Source organism: Pseudomonas sp. IB20 (assembly GCF_009707325.1).
Lineage (GTDB): Bacteria > Pseudomonadota > Gammaproteobacteria > Pseudomonadales > Pseudomonadaceae > Aquipseudomonas.
The window spans coordinates 3213282-3233273 of the sequence record NZ_CP046103.1 but is presented as its reverse complement, the minus strand read 5'-3'; the positions used below and the strand labels follow the sequence as shown (position 1 = coordinate 3233273).

Here is a 19992-nt window from a genome sequence, read left to right as displayed (position 1 = left end):
GACCCTTGTGTGCATGTATAAAAAGGCGATTGACATGAACGACCAACACTGTGGCCCCACCATCAGTGGCGACATCGTAGTCATTGGCGGCGGTTCGGCAGGCATCGGCCTGCTGGCCAGCCTGCTCAAGCGTGATCCGCACCTGAACATCACCCTGATCGAGCCGAGTGAATACCACTGCTACCAGCCGGCCTGGACCCTGGTCGGCGGCGGCGCCTACGACGTCAAAAAGACCCGGCGCCCATTGGCCGACGTACTGCCCAATGGCGTCACCTGGGTACAGGCCGCCGTCACCGAACTGCTGCCCGACGAGCAAACCCTGGTGCTCGACAACGGCCAGCGCGTCACCTGGAACAACCTGATCGTGTGCCCCGGCCTGCGCCTGGCCTGGGAGAAAGTCGAAGGCCTGCAAGCCACCCTCGGCCAGCACGGCGTTACCTCCAACTACAGCTACGAGCACGCCGCCTACACCTGGCAGCTGGTGCAGCAACTCAAGAGCGGCAAGGCGATCTTTACCCAGCCTGCGATGCCGATCAAATGTGCCGGTGCGCCGCAAAAAGCCATGTACTTGTCCTGCGATCACTGGCTCAAGCAAGGCAATCTGAAAAACATCGATGTCGAGTTCGATCTTGCCGGCGCCGCACTGTTTGGCGTGGCGACCTTTGTGCCGCCATTGATGAAATACGTCGAGAAGTACAACGCGCGCCTGGCGTTCAACTCCAACCTGATCAGGGTGGATGGCCCGGCACGCAAGGCTTGGTTCGAGGTGAAGGACGCAGCGGGCAATGTCAGCGTTGAAGAGAAGTCCTTCGACCTGCTGCACGTGGTGCCGCCGCAAGTCTCCCCGGACTTTATCCGCCAAAGCCCGCTGGCCGACGCCGCCGGCTGGTGCGAGGTCAACCCCCACAGCCTGCAACACCTGCGCTACCCGCATATCTTCGGCCTGGGTGACGTGTGCGGCACCACCAACGCAAAGACCGCCGCCGCCGTGCGCAAGCAGATTGTGGTGGTGGCCGAAAACCTATTGGCCCTGCGCAAACAGGCGCCGCTGCCGCTCAAGTACGACGGCTACGGTTCCTGCCCGCTGACAGTGGAGAAGGGCAAGGTGGTGCTGGCCGAGTTCGGCTATGGCGGCAAACTGCTGCCGACCTTCCCGCTGGACCCGACCCAGGCGCGCCGTTCGATGTGGTTCCTCAAGGCCACGTTGCTGCCGTGGTTTTACTGGAACGGCATGCTTAAGGGCCGTGAGTGGCTGACCCGCCTGAGCAAGGTGGATTAAATGCTGCTGGCAAGTCTGTTGGGCGTATTGATGGGCCTGGTCATGGGCCTCACCGGCGCGGGCGGTGGCATCCTCGGGGTGCCGGCGCTGGTGTTGGGCTTGGGCTTGACCATGACCCAGGCGGCGCCGGTGTCGCTGCTCGCCGTGGGCGCGGCGGCAGCGGTGGGTGCAATCGACGGGTTGCGCCATGGCCTGGTGCGTTATCGCGCCGCGTTGCTGATCGCCTTGCTCGGCGCGCTGTTCTCGCCACTGGGGGTGTTCATTGCCCACCAACTGTCGGAGCCCGTGTTGATGGGCCTGTTCAGCGCGCTGATGGTGCTGGTGGCCTGGCGTATGTTGCAGCGCGAAAAGGTCGAGGCCGGGCCGAGTGACCATGGCGCCGCGTCCTGGGGCCAGAAGAACTGCATGCTCGATCAGCAAACCGGGCGCTTTGCCTGGACCGCCAAGTGCAGTACTACGTTAGCCGCGCTGGGTGCGGTGACCGGCGCGGTGTCGGGTTTGCTCGGCGTGGGCGGTGGTTTTCTGATCGTGCCCGCATTCAAGCAACTGACCGATGTGCAGATGCGGGGGATCGTCGCCACCTCGTTGATGGTGATCAGCCTGATCTCGCTCATTGGCGTGGCGGGTGCGATGCATGCCGGTGTGAGTATTGAGCCTGTAGGCTGGGTGTTTATCGCTGCGAGCATTGTCGGCATGTTGGTTGGGCGGCGCCTGTGTTCGGTGATCAAGGCGCGAACCTTGCAGGTTGGGTTTGCCAGCCTGTGTGTGGTGGTGGCCGTCGGCATGTTGGTCAAGGCGTTGCTCTGAAACAAGGTCTGAAACAAGGCGGTATGCATGCGGCTGGATCTGACCTGTAATGTGCTACGCAAAACAAAGGTGATCTCAAGCGGAAGGGGCGGTGCCCGCTTGAGACATGGCAAGATGAACGTCTCTCAGGTTTACTAGTCCCTGAGTAACGGCTTCACCGACCTTGCACGTCGGCTCATCAAGGTCATCGAATGGATAAATACACTCCCCACACCTGGCAGCTCCACGAGCGCCCGAGCCTGCCCGGCTCGCCGTCGACGCCGCTGCACCCCACGCACAAGCGCTGGCTGTTCGCGTTGGTCGGCGTGCTGGTGGCAATCACCGGCGGGCTCGGCAACGCGCTGGTAATCGCCAACCTGCAATACCTGCAAGGCGCCTTGGGCGCGACCACCGCCGAGATGGCGTGGCTGCCCGCCGCCTATGTAATGACCAACGTGTGCATGAACCTGCTGCTGGTGAAGTTTCGCCAGCAGTTCGGCCTGCGCGCGTTTACCGAAGTGTTCCTGGTGTTGTATGCGCTGGTGACCTTCGGCCACTTGTTCGTCAACGACCTCAGTTCGGCCATCGCGGTACGGGCGGCCCACGGCATGGTGGGTGCGGCGCTGAGTTCGCTGGGCTTGTACTACATGATCCAGGCGTTCCCAGCCAAGTGGCGCTTGAAAGCCCTGGTGCTGGGCCTTGGCACTGCGCAGTTGGCGCTGCCGCTGGCGCGGTTGTTCTCTGAAGACTTGCTGCAAATTGCCGAATGGCGCGGGCTGTACCTGTTCGAGCTGGGCCTGGCGCTGATCTGCCTGGGCTGCGTATTCCTGCTCAAATTGCCGCCGGGCGATCGCTTCAAGACCTTTGAAAAACTTGACTTCCTCACCTTTGGCATCCTCGCCACCGGCGTGGCGCTGTTGTGCGCAGTGCTGTCCCTGGGGCGCATCGACTGGTGGCTGGAAGCGCCGTGGATCGGCGTGGCCTCGGCCTGTTCCCTGGTGTTGATCATGGCCGGCCTGGCCATCGAGCATAACCGTGCCAACCCATTGCTGATGACGCGTTGGCTGGGCAGCGGGGTGATGATTCGCCTGGCGCTGGCGGTGGTGCTGATTCGTATGGTGCTGTCAGAGCAGTCCACCGGCGCTGTGGGGTTCATGCAGATGTTGAACATGAGCTACCAGCAGATGCACACGCTGTACGTGGTGATGCTGGCCGGGGCGATTGCCGGGCTGGTGGTGAGTGCGCTGACGATCAACCCGGCGCACCTGCTGATGCCGCTGATCATCTCCCTGGCGTTGATGGCCACCGGCTCGGTGATGGACAGTTTCTCCAGCAACCTGACCCGCCCGGAAAACCTGTACATCAGCCAATTCCTGCTAGGCTTTGGCGGCACCTTCTTTCTGGGGCCGACCATGGTGCTGGGCACGAAAAACGTGTTGACCAACCCGCGCAACCTGGTGAGTTTCTCGGTGATGTTCGGTATCTGCCAGAACCTCGGCGGCCTGATTGGCGCGGCCTTACTGGGCACCTTCCAGATCGTGCGCGAGAAGTACCACTCCAGCATGATCGTCGAGCACCTGACCTTGCTTGACCCGCGTGTGGCCGCACGCGTGCAGAGCGGCGGTTCGGCGTATGGCGGCGTGATCGCCGACCCTGAACTGCGCAACCTGATGGGCATTCGCAGCCTGGCCACGGCGGCCACGCGTGAGGCGAATGTGATGGCCTACAACGATGTGTTCATGCTGATTGCGATTATCGCGATCCTCACCATGCTCTGGATCTTCACCCGCAGCCTGTGGCTGATGAGTACTACCAAGGCAGCAGCCCCTCCCGTTCAACCCAGCGGCGTTACTTCATGACCGAACCGACTACCCGTACAACGACTACTACCAACGCCATCGCCTCGACCCCGGAAGGCACCACGCCGCCGGGTGCCTCGGTCACCGAGCCGCGCTCGCTGCGGGTGCGCATCATCTCGTCCCTGGGCTTTGCCGCGATTGCTATCGTCGGCGTGCTGATCGTGCTGTATGCCTGGCAATTGCCGCCGTTCAGCAGCGCGGTGGAAACCACCGAGAACGCGCTGGTGCGCGGCCAAGTGACGATTATCGGCCCGCAACTCGCCGGCTACGTGCACGAAGTGCCGGTGCAGGACTTCCAGTTCGTCAAGGCCGGCGACCTGCTGGTGCGCCTGGATGACCGTATCTACAAGCAGCGCCTCGACCAGGCGCTGGCGCAACTGGCGGTGCAGAAGGCAGCGCTGGCCAATGTGGTGCAGCAACGCAACAGCGCCGAAGCCACCATCAAACTGCGTCAGGCCGCGCTGGTCGACAGCCAGGCCCAGGCGCGCAAAAGCACCGCCGACCTGCGCCGTAACGAAGAGCTGATCAGCGATGGCTCGGTGTCCAAGCGTGAGCTGGACGTGACCCGCGCTGCCAATGCACAGACCATCGCCGCCGTGGCCCAGGCCCAGGCCAACCTCGAAATTGCCCGCCAGGACCTGCAAACGGTGATCGTCAATCGCGGTTCATTGGAAGCCGCTGTGGCGAGTGCCGATGCGGCGGTGGAGCTGGCACGAATCGACCTGTCCAATACGCGCATCATCGCGCCGCGTGACGGCCAACTGGGGCAGATCGGTGTGCGCCTGGGGGCCTACGTCAACTCCGGCGCGCAGTTGATGGCGCTGGTGCCGCCGCAGCTGTGGGTGATCGCCAATATGAAAGAAACCCAGATGGACAATGTGCAGGTCGGCCAACCGGTGACCTTCACGGTGGATGCGCTGAATCACCGCACGTTTCACGGCACGGTGCAGCATATCTCCCCGGCGACCGGCTCGGAGTTCAGCCTGTTGCAGGCGGACAACGCCACCGGCAACTTTGTGAAGATCGCCCAGAGGGTGCCGGTGCGCATTACGGTGAACCCGGAACAAGCTGAGATTGAGCGGTTGCGGCCGGGGTTGTCGGTGGTAGTCAGTATCGACACCGCCGGGCGCCTCAAAAACACTGCGCCCTGACACAACACAGATCACAAAAGTGGGAATGCTCTCTGTGGCAAGGGAGCACGCTCCCTCGCCACAAAAGCCTGCCCCTACAACGGACGGTATTTCAGAGTGAAATCCAGGTGGGTTGACTGGTTTTGTTCCAGCAGTTTGAGACCCGGCCTGCCGGGCAGGTGATGCGCATTCACCGGATGACTCACCGGCTCAACACAAAAGAACCCCAACCCCGGCGGGCAGTACAGCAGGAAATAATCGGCACCTGTGGCCTGGCATTCCAGCGCATAGCCCAACTCCGGCTGCTCGATCCGGCAATGCCCATCCCACTGGCAGAACCCATTGTCCACCAACCCTTCGGGCAGGTTTTTCAAGACCTGAAAGTCCCAAGCCTGCGGCACCGGCGCCAATCCCGTCGGCAACTTGGCCGCATCACTCATCCACACCTGCGCAGCCTTGGCCTGTAAGCGCGTACCCGCTCGACGCGGCAAATAGGGATGCAACCCCAGGCCATGCCACGCCGCCGTTTCGGCCAGATGCGTCACGCGTAATGCGATGCTCAGCTCACCGTCGTGCAACCGAAAACGCTGCTCGGCGCGGTAGGCGAACGGCGTGTCGCAGACCACCTCCAGCACCACTTCGTGCGCCGTCTGGCTAACCACCTGCCACGCCTGCTGCCAGGCTGAACCATGAATCGGCAACGGATCTGTGAGGCTGTTCGGCGCCAGCGCCAGCCAGCCGTGAGGGTTATCGAAACCGCCTTGGGCTATGCGGTTGGACCACGGCACCAGCGGGTAACAGCCCAGCTTGCCCGGCAAGCCGGTGTTCATCGCCTGCTCATCACTGTGCCGCAGCAGTGGCTGCCCGGTGGCGCGCACCGCCCAGTTGACGATGCTGCCACCTACGGCCGGGGCCAGGGTGAGGTGGGTCAGGGTGTCTTTGAGTTCAATCATCACAGCACCGCGGCTAGAGGATGAAGTGGGGTTCGGGCAGCCCTTGGACGCCAGGGTTGAGGGCGAACACGCCGCCTGCCAGCGACTGGTCACTCTTGTCATCACGGATCGAGGTGACGAACAGCGTGTCCAGGCGACTGCCGCCGAAGGCGCACATGCTGGGCTTTTTTACCGGCACGCTGAGGGAGCGGTCCAGGCGACCGTCGGGGGTAAAACGGTGAATCAGCCCGGCGTCGTTGGCGCAGATCCAGTAACAGCCATCGGCGTCGACTGCTGCGCCGTCGGGGCGGCCGGGGAGTGGATGCATATCGACGAACACTCGGCGGTTGGACGGGGTGCCGGTCTCGATGTCGTAATCGAAGGCCCAGATCTGTTGCACCAACGGGTGTGAATCCGAGGCATACATCGTGCGGCCGTCGGGACTGAAGGCCAGGCCATTAAGGGTGATGAACCCGTCCAGCTGGGCATGCAGCGCCGCGCCCGATGCGTAGCGGTACAGCGTGCCCTCGGCCGCATTCAAACCCATGTTCAGCACCATGCTGCCGGCCCAGAAACGGCCCTGGCGATCACAGCGGCCGTCGTTCAAACGCATGTCCGCGCGTGGGTGCTCAACACTGGCCAGAGGCGTGGTGTCGAGGCTGCCGTCGTGGTGCGGGGTGAGTTGGAAAAAGCCGGTTTCCATTCCGGCAACCCAGTTGCCCGCCGTGGTGCGGGCAATACCGGCGAGCATCTGCGGGGCTTTCCACGCGGCGACGTGCCCGCTGGCGGCGCTCCAGCGTTGCAGGCCGCCGTTGGGAATATCCACCCAATACAGCGCGTTTTCCTCGGGCACCCACACCGGGCATTCGCCCACGGCATTACGGGCGTCGACGATCAATTCAGTCGTCATGGTCACTCATTCCCTTGGGTTGCTGTGTGCTCAGTCACCGAACGGCCCCGCCGCGCAGAATGCGCCGCCCTGATAGACCTTGGCCGGGTCATCGGCGGCGACTGGTGGCAGGGTTTCGACCTGGGCGCGGAACACCTCGGAGCTGTCCTTGGGCGCAAAACCCAGGTGCGCGGCGTAGCGATTGTCCCACCAGGTGTCGAGGTTGTCCGACATGCCATAGACCACGGTATGGCCGACATTCGGCGTGTACAGCGCGCGTTCGAGCAGCTGGGTGAGGTCGTCGAAGCTCAGCCAGGTGTGCATCATGCGGCGGTTCTGCGGCTCGGGGAATGAGGAGCCGATGCGGATGCTCACGGTCTCGATGCCGTAGCGGTCGAAGTAGAAACTCGCCATGTCTTCGCCGTAAGACTTGGACAGGCCGTAGTAGCTGTCCGGGCGGCGCGGCGAGTGGGCGTCAAGCTTTTCACCCTGTTTATGGAAGCCGATCACATGGTTGGAACTGGCGAAAATCACGCGTTTCACGCCGTGGCGGCGCGCGGCTTCGTAGAGATGGAAAATTCCGCAGATGTTGGCGCCGAGCACTTCTTCAAAGGAACGCTCCACCGAAACGCCGCCAAAGTGCAGGATGGCGTCAACGCCTTCCACCAGGTGGTGCACGGCGTGTTTATCGGCGAGATCGCAAGGTTGTATTTCTTCGGAAGCATCGGCAGCCGGGGCCATGCTGGCGATGTCCGACAGGCGCAGCACCTGAGCGTAAGGGCGCAGGCGTTCGCGCAAGACTTTGCCCAGGCCGCCGGCGGCACCGGTGAGCAACAGGCGGTTGAATGGAACAGGCGTGGTTGGGGAGGTGGTCATGAGGGTTCCATTGTTGTTGTAGGTTGTCGTATGACTTGGTGGAAGTATCGTTAGGGAGTCCCTGGCTTGTCAACGCTCTTCCTGACGAGTGAAGATCAAAATGTGGGAGTGGGCTTGCTCGCGAAGGCGGTGGGTCAGTCGGCTTATCTGGGTCTGATACACCGCCTTCGCGAGCAAGCCCGCTCCCACATTGACCGAGTCAGAGCAAGGAAATTGGATAACTGACGAAGATCCGATTCTCATCAAACTCATTGTTGCTGAAGTCCCGACGCATCGTCGAATGCCTCCAGCGCACATTCAAATCCTTCAGCGCGCCACTCTGTACCGTGTAGGCCAGTTCTGATTCGCGGCCCCATTCCTTGCCGTCGGTAATCGCCCCGGTGTGCACATTACTGCCGCTGATATAGCGGTTCATCAGGGTCAGCCCCGGGATGCCGAGCACCACGAAGTTGAAGTCATGGCGCACCTGCCAGGATTTTTCCTTGGCGTTATCGTAGCTGGCGTTGTAGCTGTCGTTGGCCAAGGTGCCGCCGCTGGTGCCGTTGACGCGCATCCACAAGCTGTCGCCGCTGAGTTTCTGCAGGCCGACGTAGAAGGTGTTGCCGTTGTAGCGGGCCGAGAGCAGGGCAGAGAGGGTCTTGTTGTCGAGCTCACCGGCCAGGGCGCTGCCGTCTTCCTTGCCGTTGAAGTAACCGAGGTTGGCGCCCAGGGTCCAGTCGCCCACCGGCTGGCTGTGGGTCAGGTTGAAATACTGCTGCTGGTAGATATCCGCCAACTCGGCGTACCACACGCCGACCTGGGTGCGTTTGTCATTGAAGCTGTATTCGCCGCCGCCGAAGTTGAAACGGTCGGAGGTGAACGCGGCTTTGCCGTTCATGAACATGGCTTGCATGCTCGCGTCGTTACGCGGGCTGTTACCGCGAAACTGCCCGCCGTAGAGGGTTAGGCCGGCGATTTCATTGGAGGTGACCTGGCCGCCACGAAAGGTCTGGGGCAGCGAGCGGCCGTCGTCGGAGCGCAGGATCGGCAACACCGGCATCCACTCGCCGACCTTCAGTTCGGTCTTCGACAGTTTGGTTTTCAGGGCCACGCCCAGGCGCCCGAAATTGTCGGCGGGGCGGCCATCGCTGTGGATCGGCAGCAACTGAGTGCCCCCCGTGCCTTTGCCGCCGTCGAGCTTTTGCGAATACAGGCCCAGCACATCAAGCCCAAAACCCACAGTGCCTTGGGTGAGGCCGGATTTGGCATCGAGGATGAAGTTCTGCGTCCACTCTTCGGCCTTGGCTTGCGGGTAAGTGGGGTTGGTGAAGTTGCGGTTGAAGTAGGCGTTACGCAGGTTCAGCGTGGCCTTGGCGTCTTCGAGAAAACCATCGGCATGGGCGCTGAGGGGAAGGGTGAACGCCAGGCTGCCGAGACCGAGAAGGCCGATACGCGAGGAGGAATTGCGGGCGAATTGACTCACAGTGAAGCTCCCTTGTGATTTTGTTGTTTTTATTATTTGTTGTGCGTTGTCGTACAACATTTTTCGGGATGTTTACGGGGTTTTGTTGGGGTGTCAAGCGGAAGTTGTACGACGACAGCAGGCGTTTCGATCAAAAGTGGGCACGGTCAATGTGGGAACTGGCTGTGCTCAGAGATTTTTAGTTGGCCATGACCATCGGCGCAAGTGTGCCAAGCAGCGAAACGGCGGCGACCGCGCAAACACCCAATACCCACTCCAGCATCACACTGGCCTTCAAACTGCCCCGGCGCTCTTCGCATCGTTCAATACGTAGCCGGTTCAGCAACGCCAGCGCCAACATGCCCAGCACCAGCAGCACTTTGATCAACAGAATCAGGGCAAAGCCATTGAACAAGGGCGTGGGCCACAGTTGCCCGGTCAGCACGCGCACGTTGATCAAGCCAGTCACCAGCAACCCCGCGACCAAGCCATAACCCACGCCGCTGAAGCGCCGGAGGATCGGCTCCAGTGCGAAGCGCTCAGGCTGCCTGAGGATTAACACCAGCAACAGCAACCCACCGAGCCAGGCGCCGACGCACACCAAGTGCACCACCTGGTTGAGGATCAGCAACTGCCCGCTCAACCCATTGAGCATGGCGCCGTGGCCGACCGGTGCTAATGTCGCCAGCAGCAGGGCGATCAACGGCAGGCGCAGCGCCGGCCAGGGTTTGATCAGCACGATCACCAGCAACAGGTTCAGCAACAGATGCCAGACCCACACCTGGCCAAAGAAGGTTTTGCCCAGCACCAGTTGCACGGTCGCCGGTTGCAAGGCCGCCTCCCAGCTGCCGGCCATGCTGGCGGTAATCAATAACAGCCAGGCCACGCCGGAGATCAGCCCCAACCAGGCCAGCATGCGGGTGATGCGGTGCAGTTGCCGGTCCAGCGCGGGGTGCGGTTCAGCGCCCAACAGCCAGGGCCTGAACACACAGGCCCCGAACATCAACAACACGACGATGAAATGCAGGAAGCGGCACAGCACCAGCAGGGTCGCCATGGGTTATTGGCCGACCTTGAAGCTGTATTCACCGTTGCTCTTGTGAGTGTCGACTGACACCGCATTCCACACCACTTTGTAGTTGCCGGCGGCCAGTGGCGCGGCCGGCGTGACTACCAGGGTTTTCTTGTCGGCGTCTGGGGTTTCCAGGCCTTTGATCGCGATTTCGGTGCCGTCCTTGCTCAGGGACACCTTGGTGAAGGTCGCTTCGACGCCTTCGCTGAAGGTCAGGCGCAGGTCGGCGGGCGCGGCGACAGTGCTGTCGGCGGCGGGCGTTTCGCTTTTCAAGTGGGCATGGGCAAAGGCGGCCGAAGCACCCAGCAAGGAGGCGAGCAGGGCGACGGTGGTCAGGGTTTTCTTGATCAACATTGTTCAATACCTTCAGGTTTAGAGAGTCGGTAAAGCCATGTGCAGCAAGGGAAAGGGTCTGCCTTCGCCATCCAACGGCGAACGCGCGACCTGGATAAAACCATAGTGCAGGTAGAAACCCACGGCCTGCGGGTTTTGTTCGTTGACGTCCACCGTCAGCGTGTCGTGGCGCGCGCGGGCGTGGTCGAGCAATTGGCGGCCGACGCCCTGGCCACGGCGGTCGGGGTCGATAAACAACATTTCCACGTTGTGCCCGCCAGTGCCGATAAACCCGGCGATACCGTTCTGGTCTTCATAGACCCAAACGTCGAGGGCCGGCATCGGCAGGTAGGCGTCGCGCACCACGGGCAGCAAACGTTGAATGTCATCCTCGGGGAGGAAGTCATGGGTGGCCCGTACCGAGCGCTCCCACAGTGCTCCCAGCACTGGGTCGTCGGCGGCCACACGCAGTCGAATAGTCATGGCAATGATCCTTCAAGGGGACCGCGATCCTAACCAATCCGTTTTGCGGGGGAAAGCTTCGCGTAAGAAGTTTCACTATGGGCTGTCGCCGCGATCTAGAGCGGATGGTAGTCTTTAATCCAAGTTGTTGTCAGGGAGCCCTTATGGGCAATCACAAGATCGGAATTCGTCGGGTCAACGTCGAAAATCCGTTTTGCGGGGGAAAGCTTCGCGTAAGAAGTTTCACTATGGGCTGTCGCCGCGATCTAGAGCGGATGGTAGTCTTTAATCCAAGTTGTTGTCAGGGAGCCCTTATGGGCAATCACAAGATCGGAATTCGTCGGGTCAACGTCGAAAAAATCCTGCTGGCGGCGGAGAAAATCTTCGCCGAGAAGGGCTACGGCAGCACCGCCATGGCCGATATTGCTGAAGAAGTGCAACTGCCGCGCTCCAACCTGCATTACTACTTCACCACCAAAAGTGAGCTGTACAGCGCGGTGCTGTTCGACTTGCTGGAGCTGTGGAAGCAGGATGCCCTGAGCTTTGAAACCTTCGATGACCCGCGGGTGGTGCTCAGCAGCTACATCCGCGCCAAGATGCAGCGCTCGCGTACGCGGCCGTATGGCTCGAAAGTCTGGGCCAACGAAATCATCCACGGCGCGCCGACACTCGGTGAGGCGCTGGATGAAAGCCTGTACGACTGGGCCAAGATGAAGGAAGCGAAAATTCGCCAATGGGTGGAAGATAAACGCATCCTGCCGGTGGAACCGTCGAGCCTGCTGTACATGATCTGGGCGTCGACCCAGCACTATGCGGACTTTGATCACCAGGTGATGATTTTGAATGATCACCAGCCGTTGTCGGACATGCAGTTCGAGAAGGCGATTCAGACGGTGACCGCAGTGATTTTGCGTGGGATTGGGTTGGAGCCTTAAAGGTGTGGTGAGGCTTAGGGCCCCATCGCAGGCAAGCCAGCTCCCACAGGGGAATGCATTCCAAGTGTGGGCGCTGGCTTGCCGGGCCGCCGCATCGCTGCGATAGCGGTCTAAAGGACTACACAGCCTCCCGATACGGATTACGCGGATCCTGTGTCCAATTCAAAAACGGCTTGCCCGTCTCCACCGGCACCATCTCGATGCAATCGGCCACCGGGCAGGTGATCTGGCACAAATTGCAGCCCACGCACTCATCGTCAATCACCTCGTATTTGTGCGTGCCGTCTGCCTGTTTCAAACTCGAGATGGCCTGGTGCGAGGTGTCCTCACAGGCAATATGGCAACGCCCACAGCCAATACAGGCCTCCTGATCGATCTTGGCGATCACCTGATAGTTGATATCCAGGTACTTCCAATCGGTCGTGTTGCCTACCGCGCGGCCGGAAAACTCCTGCAAGCTTTTGTAGCCTTGGCTGTCCATCCACCGCGACAGCCCATCCTTCATCTCTTCCACAATCCGAAACCCATGCAACATGGCCGCCGTGCACACCTGCACCGCGCCGCAACCCAGTGCGACGAATTCCGCCGCGTCGCGCCAGTTGCCGATGCCGCCAATCCCGCAGATCGGCAGGCCTTGGGTCTGCGGGTCGCGGGCGATTTCCGCGACCATGTTCAGGGCAATCGGCTTGACCGCCGAGCCGCAATACCCGCCATGGGTACTTTGGGTGCCGACCACCGGCAGGGCGACCATGCGCTCCAAGTCCACGCTGGTGATCGAATTGATGGTGTTGATCAGCGACACCGCATCCGCACCGCCGCGATACGCCGCACGTGCCGCCACGCGGATGTCAGTGATGTTTGGCGTGAGCTTGACGATCACCGGCAGCGAGCAATAGGTCTTGCACCAGCGCGTCACCTGTTCCACGTACTCCGGCACCTGGCCGACGGCCGCGCCCATGCCGCGCTCCGGCATGCCGTGGGGGCAGCCGAAATTCAGTTCGATGCCGTCGCAGCCGGTGGCTTCCACCAGCGGCAAGATGTTTTTCCACGACTCTTCAACGCACGGCACCATCAGCGACACAATCAGCGCGCGGTCCGGCCAATCCTTTTTCACCTGGGTGATTTCCCGCAGGTTGATCTCCAGGGAGCGGTCAGTGATCAGCTCGATATTGTTGATGCCCAGCACTTCGCGGTTGGCGCCGTAGTGCGCCGAGTAGCGTGACGACACGTTGACCGCCGCCGGGTCTTCACCGAGGGTTTTCCACACCACGCCGCCCCAGCCGGCCTCGAAGGCGCGGACTACGTTGTAGGCCTTGTCGGTAGGCGGCGCCGAGGCCAGCCAGAACGGGTTGGGGGCTTTGATACCGGCGAATACAATCGAGAGATCGGCCATTACGCAGCCTCCACATTCAGCATGAGTTGGGCGTGCATGGCTTCAGCTGCCAGCTTGCCGTGTTGCACCGCCTGCACGGTGAGGTCCTGGCCGAGGCTGACGCAATCGCCGCCGGCATAGACGCCTGGGATGCTGGTTTGCAGGTGTTCGTCGACAAAGATGCGTTCGCCCACGCGGTGCAGTTGTTGAGCCAGCGGGTCGTGCAGGGCCTCGTTATCGAAACCTTGGCCGATGGCCTTGAAGATCGCATCGGCGGCCAGTTCGAAGGTCTCGCCAGTGGGGTGCAGGCGACCATTTTCCATGCGCGTACGGGCGAAGCGCATGCCGCGCACGCGGCCTAGATCATCCAGCAACACTTCTTCGGGTTGTGCCCAGGTCAGCAGGCGCACCTGGTTGGCCTTGGCAATGTCCTGCTCATGCCCGGTGGCGCCCATGTCGGCCAAGCCGCGGCGGTACACCAGGTTCACATCGCGGGCGCCGAGGCGGGCCATTTGCACGGCCATGTCGATGGCGGTGTTGCCGGCGCCGAGCACAATGCAACGGTCGGCCAGCGGCAGTTGTGTGAGGTCATCGGCCTGGCGCAGTTCGCGGATGTAGTCGGTGGCGGCGAGCAGGCCGGGGGCGTCCTCAAAGGGCAGGCCAAGCTGTTTGCTCGCGGCCAGGCCGACGCCGAGGAACACGGAGTCGAATTGCTGGTGCAGTTCGCTCAAGGTTAGGTTGTCACCCAGGCGCTGGCCGTGGCGGATTTCAATGCCGCCGATCTGCAGGAGGAAATCCAGCTCCTTCTGGGCAAAGTCATCCACCAGTTTGTACTTGGCGATCCCGTATTCATTCAGGCCGCCGGCCTTTTCCCGTGCTTCGAACATCACCACGTCATGGCCGTGCAAGGCGGCGCGATGTGCACAGGCCAAGCCTGCCGGCCCGGCGCCGACCACGGCGATGCGCTTACCGGTCGGCGCAGCGCGCTGGAACGGGTGCTCGCTGAAGTGCGCGTTGTCGATGGCGTAGCGTTGCAACAGGCCGATCAGCACCGGCGCGCATTCTTCGGCGTTGTTACGCACGCAGGCTTGCTGGCACAGGATTTCGGTGGGGCAAACCCGCGCGCAGCTGCCGCCGAGGATGTTGGCCGAGAGAATCTTCTGCGCCGCACCTTGCACGTTTTCGGTGTGGATATTGCGGATGAACGAGGGGATATCAATCTCGCTGGGGCATGCAGTCACGCACGGCGCGTCGTAGCAGTACAGGCAGCGCGAGGCCTCCAATTGCGCCTGGCGGGCGTTGAGCGGCGGCGCCAGGTCGGTGAAATGGCTGGCGAGTGTCGGCCCATCTTCTTGGGGATGGGGGAGGTGGGTCAGGGTCTGGATCACGGTTTTGGCCTCACGGTTATTGAGGTGCTGCCTCTGATGGGCGATCGTTCCCATGCTCTGCGTGGGAATGCCTCACCGGACGCTCTCAGGGCGCGGAGCACCCCCGGCTGCATTCCCACGCAGAGCGTGGGAACGATCATGTGCGCTGTATGTTCAGCGCTTTACAGCAGTGGGCCTGGAATGCTCCGCCCGCTTGCTCAGCTGCTCAAACACCGACGGGTACGCCGGGCGTTCCACATACCGCCCGGCCCCACGTTCGGCGCGCAGGTCGCCATCGGCCCAGACCAGTTTGCCCTGGCTGATGGTGTGGCTCGGCACGCCGCGCACGGTCTTGCCTTCGAAGATGTTGAAGTCGACTTTTTGATGGTGGGTCTTGGCCGAAATCGTGCGCGTACCGGCGGGGTCCCACAGCACCAGATCCGCGTCCGCGCCTACGCGGATCGCACCTTTACGCGGGTAAAGGTTGAAGATCTTCGCGGTGTTGGTGGAGGTCAGCGCGACGAATTCCTGCATCGACAGGCGCCCGGTGTTGACGCCTTCGTCCCACAGCAGCGCCATGCGGTCTTCAATGCCGGCGGTGCCGTTGGGGATCTTGCTGAAATCGTCACGGCCGGCGGCTTTTTGCTCAGCGCAGAAGCAGCAATGGTCGGTGGCGGTGGTGTGCAGGTTGCCCGATTGCAGCCCGTGCCACAGTGCTTCCTGGTGCCCGCGTGGGCGGAACGGCGGGCTCATCACGTAGCCGGCGGCGGTTTGCCAGTCGGGGTGTTGGTAAACGCTGTCGTCAAGCAGCAAGTGGCCGGCGAGCACTTCGCCGTACACCGGCTGGCCCTTGCCACGGGCGTAGGTGATCTCATCCAGCGCTTCCTTGGTGGACACGTGCACCAGGTAGAGCGGCGTGCCGATGGTCTCGGCGATGCGAATCGCGCGGCTGGCCGCTTCGCCTTCCACCTGGGAGGGGCGTGACAGCGGGTGCGCTTCCGGCCCGGTGATGCCCTGGGCCATCAGCTTGCGTTGCAGGTGATACACCAACTCGCCGTTTTCTGCGTGCACGGTGGGCACCGCGCCGAGTTCCAGGCAGCGCTCGAAGCTGGCGACCAGCGTGTCATCGGCGGCCATGATCGCATTCTTGTAGGCCATGAAATGCTTGAAGCTGTTGATGCCGTGGTGGCTGACCAACTCGGCCATTTCCTCGCGCACTTGCTCGCTCCACCAGGTGATCGCCACATGAAAACCGTAGTCGGAGGCGGACTTTTGCGCCCAGCCGCGCCACTGGTGAAAGGCTTCCATCAACGACTGCTGCGGGTTGGGAATCACGAAATCGATGATCGAGGTGGTGCCGCCCGCCAGGCCCGCGGCCGTGCCACTGAAAAAGTCTTCACTGGCCACGGTGCCCATGAAGGGCAGTTGCATATGGGTGTGGGGGTCGATGCCGCCGGGCATCAAGTATTGGCCGCTGCCGTCGAGTACTTCAGTGCCGGCGGGAATATCCAGATCCGTGCCAATAGCGCGAATTAGACCGCCTGCGCATAAAACATCGGCGCGGTAACTTTCATCATGGGTAATAACGGTGGCGCCACGGATCAACAGCGACATGTCGAGTTCCTCACAGGCTTGACCGGCTTGTGCCAGTTCTAAGTGTTGTAATGCTGCTTGCCGATAGTTGGTTAAAACCTGTCATCGGTGACAGGAATAGAAACTAGCCCGAGTTTTTCGAATGAGCAAGAAGATTTTTATTAAGCTTATAACGTATTTAACTTTATGATTTAAAACAATAAAAACTGTAAATCACCAAAATGTAGCGACCGCTCACCATTTTGACGCACTTGACAGGTTCTGGTTTTGAGCAACATTTCTTATTGCAAATCAGACGCTTGAGACATGCCTCTTGACGGGGCCGGTAAATAAAAATAATTGTGTTGCACCAGATTGAGTCCTGACGGTTCGGGAACTTGCGCGTTATTTAGCCTGAGTAACGCGCCAAGTACCGAAGGCTCAATCGCAAAGCTGATAAACATCAGCGAGTTATAGATGCGGTGCGGGTTCAAGGTGGGTGGTCGGCACGGTTATTGAGTGCAGTGGCGGCTGGCCGGGCCCGTGATGTCATGTTGTTTACGAGGTACTCCGGCCATTCTGCGCAACGCGTGGGATGAGCAAAAATAATTCGAAAAAACCGTGGAGCGGCCATGCAACAGAACAGATCGCAAGTCATTGAGCGTAACGGCCTGTACGAACTCGACGCCGGCCCCGACGTCCTCGACAGCCCTCGCTATAACCACGACATGGCACCGACCAAGGTGCACGAACGCACCTGGAACAAGTGGCACATCACCGCGCTGTGGGTCGGCATGTCGATCTGCGTGCCCACCTACACGCTCGGCGGGGTGCTGACCGCGTACTTCGGCTTGTCGGTGGGCGAGGCGCTGATGGCGATTTTGCTGGCCAATATCGTGGTGCTGATCCCGCTGACGCTTAACGCGTTCCCTGGCACCAAGTACGGCATTCCGTTTCCGGTACTGTTGCGTTCGTCGTTTGGCATCCTCGGTTCCAACGTGCCGTGCCTGATTCGCGCGCTGGTGGCGTGCGGCTGGTTTGGTATCCAGACGATGTTTGGCGGGCTGGCAATTCACTTGTTCCTGGGCTCGATTTTCGACGGTTGGAAATCCCTCGGCGGCACCGGTGAAGTGATCGGTTTCATGATTTTCTGGTGCCTGAATTTGTGGGTGGTGCTGCGCGGCGCCGAGTCGATCAAGCGCCTGGAAACCTTGTCCGCGCCCTTGCTGGTGGCGGTGGGGATTGGCCTGTTGGTGTGGGCAATGCCGAATGTATCGCTCAGCGAGCTGATGGCGATTCCACCCAAGCGGCCCGAAGGTGCGAGCCTCACCGGGTACTTCATGGCGGGGTTGACCGCGATGGTGGGGTTTTGGGCGACCTTGTCGCTGAACATTCCCGATTTTAGTCGTTGCGCCAAAAGCCAGAAGGACCAGATTCTCGGGCAGATTTTCGGCCTGCCGTTGACCATGTTCCTGTTCGCCGCCCTCGGCGTGATCATGACCGCCGCGTCGGTGAAACTGGTGGGCGTCAGCGTCTCCGACCCGGTGACCTTGATCGGGCATATCCAGAGCCCGGTAGGGGTCGCCATCGCCATGCTGCTGATCATCATCGCCACCTTGTCCACCAACACCGCCGCCAACATCGTCTCGCCCACCAACGACTTCCAGAACATTGCGCCCAAGCTGATCAACCGCACCACTGCGGTGATCCTCACCGGCCTGGTTGGGCTGGCGCTGATGAGCCATGAACTGCTGAAAAAACTCGGGCTGATCGTCTCGGACGTGAGCCTGGAGACCGTGTATTCGAATTGGTTGCTGGGCTATTCAAGCCTGCTGGGGCCGATTGCCGGGATCATGGTGGTGGACTACTTCATCACCCGCAAACAGCAGTTGGACCTGGGCGGATTGTACCGTGATGACGTGTACCCGGCGTGGAACTGGAGCGGCTTTGTCGCCTTCGGCGTGCCGGTGGTGCTGACTTTGTTGTCACTGGGTAGTGATGCGTTCAGCTGGTTCTACAGCTACGGTTGGTTCACCGGTTCGGCGTTGGGTGGCGTGTTGTATTACGGCCTGAATGCCAAGCGCGGCGTCAGCCCAGTCACCGCCAAATCACCTTTGTAAATACGGTCAATGTGGGAGCTGGCTTGCCTGCGATGGCATCACCTCGGTTCGGCAGAAATACCGCGCATGCACACCTCGGTTCGGCAGAAATACCGAGCCGCCCGCATTGCAGGCAAGCCAGCTCCCACCGTTGAGCGAGTCAATTCATAAGAAACGTAGCCTGAGGAGATCCCCATGAACGCTGCCCTGGACGTTCTGCAATCCACCCATCAGCACATCAACCGCGACCGCTTGTGGCAGTCCCTGATGGACCTGGCCAAACTCGGCGCCACGCCCAAAGGTGGTGTGTGCCGCCTGGCCCTCACCGACCTCGACCGCAAAGCCCGTGACCTGTTTGTGAAGTGGTGCGAGGGCGCCGGCTGCACCGTGACCATCGACGGCATCGGCAATATCTTCGCGCGTCGCCCAGGCCGTAATCCCAACCTGCCGCCGGTGATGACCGGCAGCCATATTGACACCCAACCCACCGGCGGCAAGTTCGACGGCTGCTTCGGCGTACTGGCGGGTGTGGAAGTGTTGCGCACGCTCAATGACCTTAAGATCGAAACCGAAGCACCGCTGGAAGTGGTGGTGTGGACCAACGAAGAAGGCTCGCGCTTCCCGCCGTGCATGATGGGCTCAGGCGTGTTTGCCGAGAAATTTACCTTGGCGGACACCTTGGCCAAGGTGGACGTGGACGGCGTCAGTGTAGGCGATGCATTGAATGCGATCGGCTATGCGGGCACACGTCCTGTGAGTGGGCATAAAGTCGGGGCTTACTTCGAAGCGCACATCGAACAAGGGCCGATTCTTGAGGACGAGAAAAAAACCATCGGTGTGGTGCTGGGCGCCCTTGGGCAGAAGTGGTTTGACCTAAAACTGCGTGGCGTTGAAGCCCATGCGGGGCCGACGCCGATGCACCTACGCAAGGACGCCCTGGTAGGCGCCGCAGCAGTGGTGGCGGCGGTGAATGCGGCCGCGTTGGGGCATCAGCCGCATGCGTGTGGCACTGTCGGTTGCTTGCAGGCCTACCCCGGCTCGCGCAACGTCATCCCCGGTGAAGTGCGCATGACTCTGGACTTGCGTCACCTGGAACCGGCGCGCTTGGATTCGATGATTGCCCAGGTGCGTAAAGTGATCGACGAGACCTGCGCTAAACACGGTTTGAGTTTTGAAATGGAGCCCACCGCCGACTTCCCGCCGCTGTATTTTGACAAAGGCTGCGTGGACGCTGTGCGGGATGCGGCGAATGGGTTGGGCTTGTCGAACATGGACATCGTCAGCGGGGCAGGGCACGACGCGATTTTCGTTGCCGAACTCGGCCCGGCGGGGATGATTTTTGTGCCGTGTGAGGGAGGTATCAGCCATAACGAAATCGAGAACGCCGCACCGGATGACCTGGCCGCCGGGTGTGCGGTGTTGTTGCGGGCGATGGTGGCCGCTTCGGCTGCGATTGCCAGCGGCAAACTCGCTGCCTGAAACGCGAGATCGTTCCCACGCGCAGTGGGAGCGATAATCTGTTTGTGTTGCGCTAAGTTTTTGACGGGTTTTTTAGGTAGATATGAGTACATATCCGTTGCTGCGGTAA

The 19992-nt window shown here is 61.2% G+C and carries 17 protein-coding genes; 7 read left to right on the top strand and 10 right to left on the bottom strand.

Annotated features, from left to right (window positions below; genetic code table 11):
* The first annotated feature begins 34 nt into the window (after window positions 1–34).
* From GJU48_RS14865 to GJU48_RS14850, 4 genes are all read left to right on the top strand, one after another.
* On the top strand, window positions 35–1279 hold the full coding sequence (locus tag GJU48_RS14865) for an NAD(P)/FAD-dependent oxidoreductase (RefSeq protein ID WP_094951347.1): 1245 nt from the start codon (window positions 35–37) through the stop codon (window positions 1277–1279).
* Window positions 1280–2086 carry a sulfite exporter TauE/SafE family protein gene (locus GJU48_RS14860; protein WP_094951348.1) on the top strand — a complete coding sequence of 269 codons (807 nt, stop codon included), beginning with the start codon at window positions 1280–1282 and terminating at the stop codon, window positions 2084–2086.
* Between the two features lie 191 nt (window positions 2087–2277).
* On the top strand, window positions 2278–3924 hold the full coding sequence (locus tag GJU48_RS14855) for an MFS transporter (protein ID WP_094951350.1): 1647 nt from the start codon (window positions 2278–2280) through the stop codon (window positions 3922–3924).
* Window positions 3921–5075, top strand: a complete 1155-nt coding sequence (locus GJU48_RS14850; protein ID WP_094951351.1) for an HlyD family secretion protein — start codon at window positions 3921–3923, stop codon at window positions 5073–5075. The genes GJU48_RS14855 and GJU48_RS14850 overlap by 4 nt, the downstream gene beginning before the upstream one ends.
* Window positions 5076–5149: 74 nt before the next feature.
* Here GJU48_RS14850 and GJU48_RS14845 read toward each other — a convergent pair whose 3' ends face one another.
* From GJU48_RS14845 to GJU48_RS14815, 7 genes are all read right to left on the bottom strand, one after another.
* Entirely contained in the window at window positions 5150–6007 is an 858-nt protein-coding gene (locus GJU48_RS14845; protein ID WP_094951352.1) for an aldose 1-epimerase, read from the bottom strand.
* A gap of 13 nt (window positions 6008–6020) precedes the next feature.
* Window positions 6021–6896 carry an SMP-30/gluconolactonase/LRE family protein gene (locus GJU48_RS14840; RefSeq protein ID WP_094951353.1) on the bottom strand — a complete coding sequence of 292 codons (876 nt, stop codon included), beginning with the start codon at window positions 6894–6896 and terminating at the stop codon, window positions 6021–6023.
* Window positions 6897–6926: 30 nt separating this feature from the next.
* Window positions 6927–7751 (bottom strand): NAD-dependent epimerase/dehydratase family protein, encoded by an 825-nt coding sequence (locus tag GJU48_RS14835; protein WP_094951354.1) that lies wholly within the window; start codon window positions 7749–7751, stop codon window positions 6927–6929.
* A 199-nt stretch (window positions 7752–7950) separates the two neighbouring features.
* Entirely contained in the window at window positions 7951–9213 is a 1263-nt protein-coding gene (locus tag GJU48_RS14830) for an OprD family porin (RefSeq protein WP_094951355.1), read from the bottom strand.
* A gap of 178 nt (window positions 9214–9391) precedes the next feature.
* A complete protein-coding gene (gene copD / locus GJU48_RS14825; RefSeq protein ID WP_094953588.1) occupies window positions 9392–10249 on the bottom strand; it encodes a copper homeostasis membrane protein CopD in 858 nt (285 codons plus the stop codon).
* A 3-nt stretch (window positions 10250–10252) separates the two neighbouring features.
* Window positions 10253–10618: a copper homeostasis periplasmic binding protein CopC gene (gene copC / locus GJU48_RS14820; protein WP_094953587.1), complete on the bottom strand. Its 366-nt coding sequence runs from the start codon at window positions 10616–10618 to the stop codon at window positions 10253–10255.
* 18 nt (window positions 10619–10636) lie between these two features.
* Complete coding sequence (locus GJU48_RS14815; RefSeq protein ID WP_094953586.1) at window positions 10637–11080, bottom strand: GNAT family N-acetyltransferase; 444 nt, start codon at window positions 11078–11080, stop codon at window positions 10637–10639.
* 293 nt (window positions 11081–11373) lie between these two features.
* Here GJU48_RS14815 and GJU48_RS14810 point away from each other — a divergent pair, with 293 nt between their 5' ends.
* Window positions 11374–11994 (top strand): TetR/AcrR family transcriptional regulator, encoded by a 621-nt coding sequence (locus GJU48_RS14810; protein WP_094953585.1) that lies wholly within the window; start codon window positions 11374–11376, stop codon window positions 11992–11994.
* A 118-nt stretch (window positions 11995–12112) separates the two neighbouring features.
* On the opposite strand, the gene preA is transcribed toward GJU48_RS14810, so the two are convergent.
* The 3 genes from preA to hydA all read right to left on the bottom strand — a co-directional run bounded on the left by preA (window position 12113) and on the right by hydA (window position 16347).
* On the bottom strand, window positions 12113–13387 hold the full coding sequence (gene preA / locus GJU48_RS14805; RefSeq protein ID WP_094953584.1) for an NAD-dependent dihydropyrimidine dehydrogenase subunit PreA: 1275 nt from the start codon (window positions 13385–13387) through the stop codon (window positions 12113–12115).
* Window positions 13387–14754, bottom strand: coding sequence for an NAD(P)-dependent oxidoreductase (locus GJU48_RS14800; RefSeq protein WP_094953589.1), 1368 nt, complete (start codon window positions 14752–14754; stop codon window positions 13387–13389). The genes preA and GJU48_RS14800 overlap by 1 nt, the downstream gene beginning before the upstream one ends.
* A 153-nt stretch (window positions 14755–14907) precedes the next feature.
* Window positions 14908–16347 (bottom strand): dihydropyrimidinase, encoded by a 1440-nt coding sequence (gene hydA, locus GJU48_RS14795; RefSeq protein WP_094953583.1) that lies wholly within the window; start codon window positions 16345–16347, stop codon window positions 14908–14910.
* A gap of 590 nt (window positions 16348–16937) precedes the next feature.
* Here hydA and GJU48_RS14790 point away from each other — a divergent pair.
* Together GJU48_RS14790 and GJU48_RS14785 are read left to right on the top strand one after the other, a co-directional pair.
* Window positions 16938–18425, top strand: a complete 1488-nt coding sequence (locus GJU48_RS14790; protein WP_094953582.1) for an NCS1 family nucleobase:cation symporter-1 — start codon at window positions 16938–16940, stop codon at window positions 18423–18425.
* A 174-nt stretch (window positions 18426–18599) separates the two neighbouring features.
* On the top strand, window positions 18600–19883 hold the full coding sequence (locus tag GJU48_RS14785; RefSeq protein WP_094953581.1) for a Zn-dependent hydrolase: 1284 nt from the start codon (window positions 18600–18602) through the stop codon (window positions 19881–19883).
* Window positions 19884–19992: the final 109 nt, after the last annotated feature.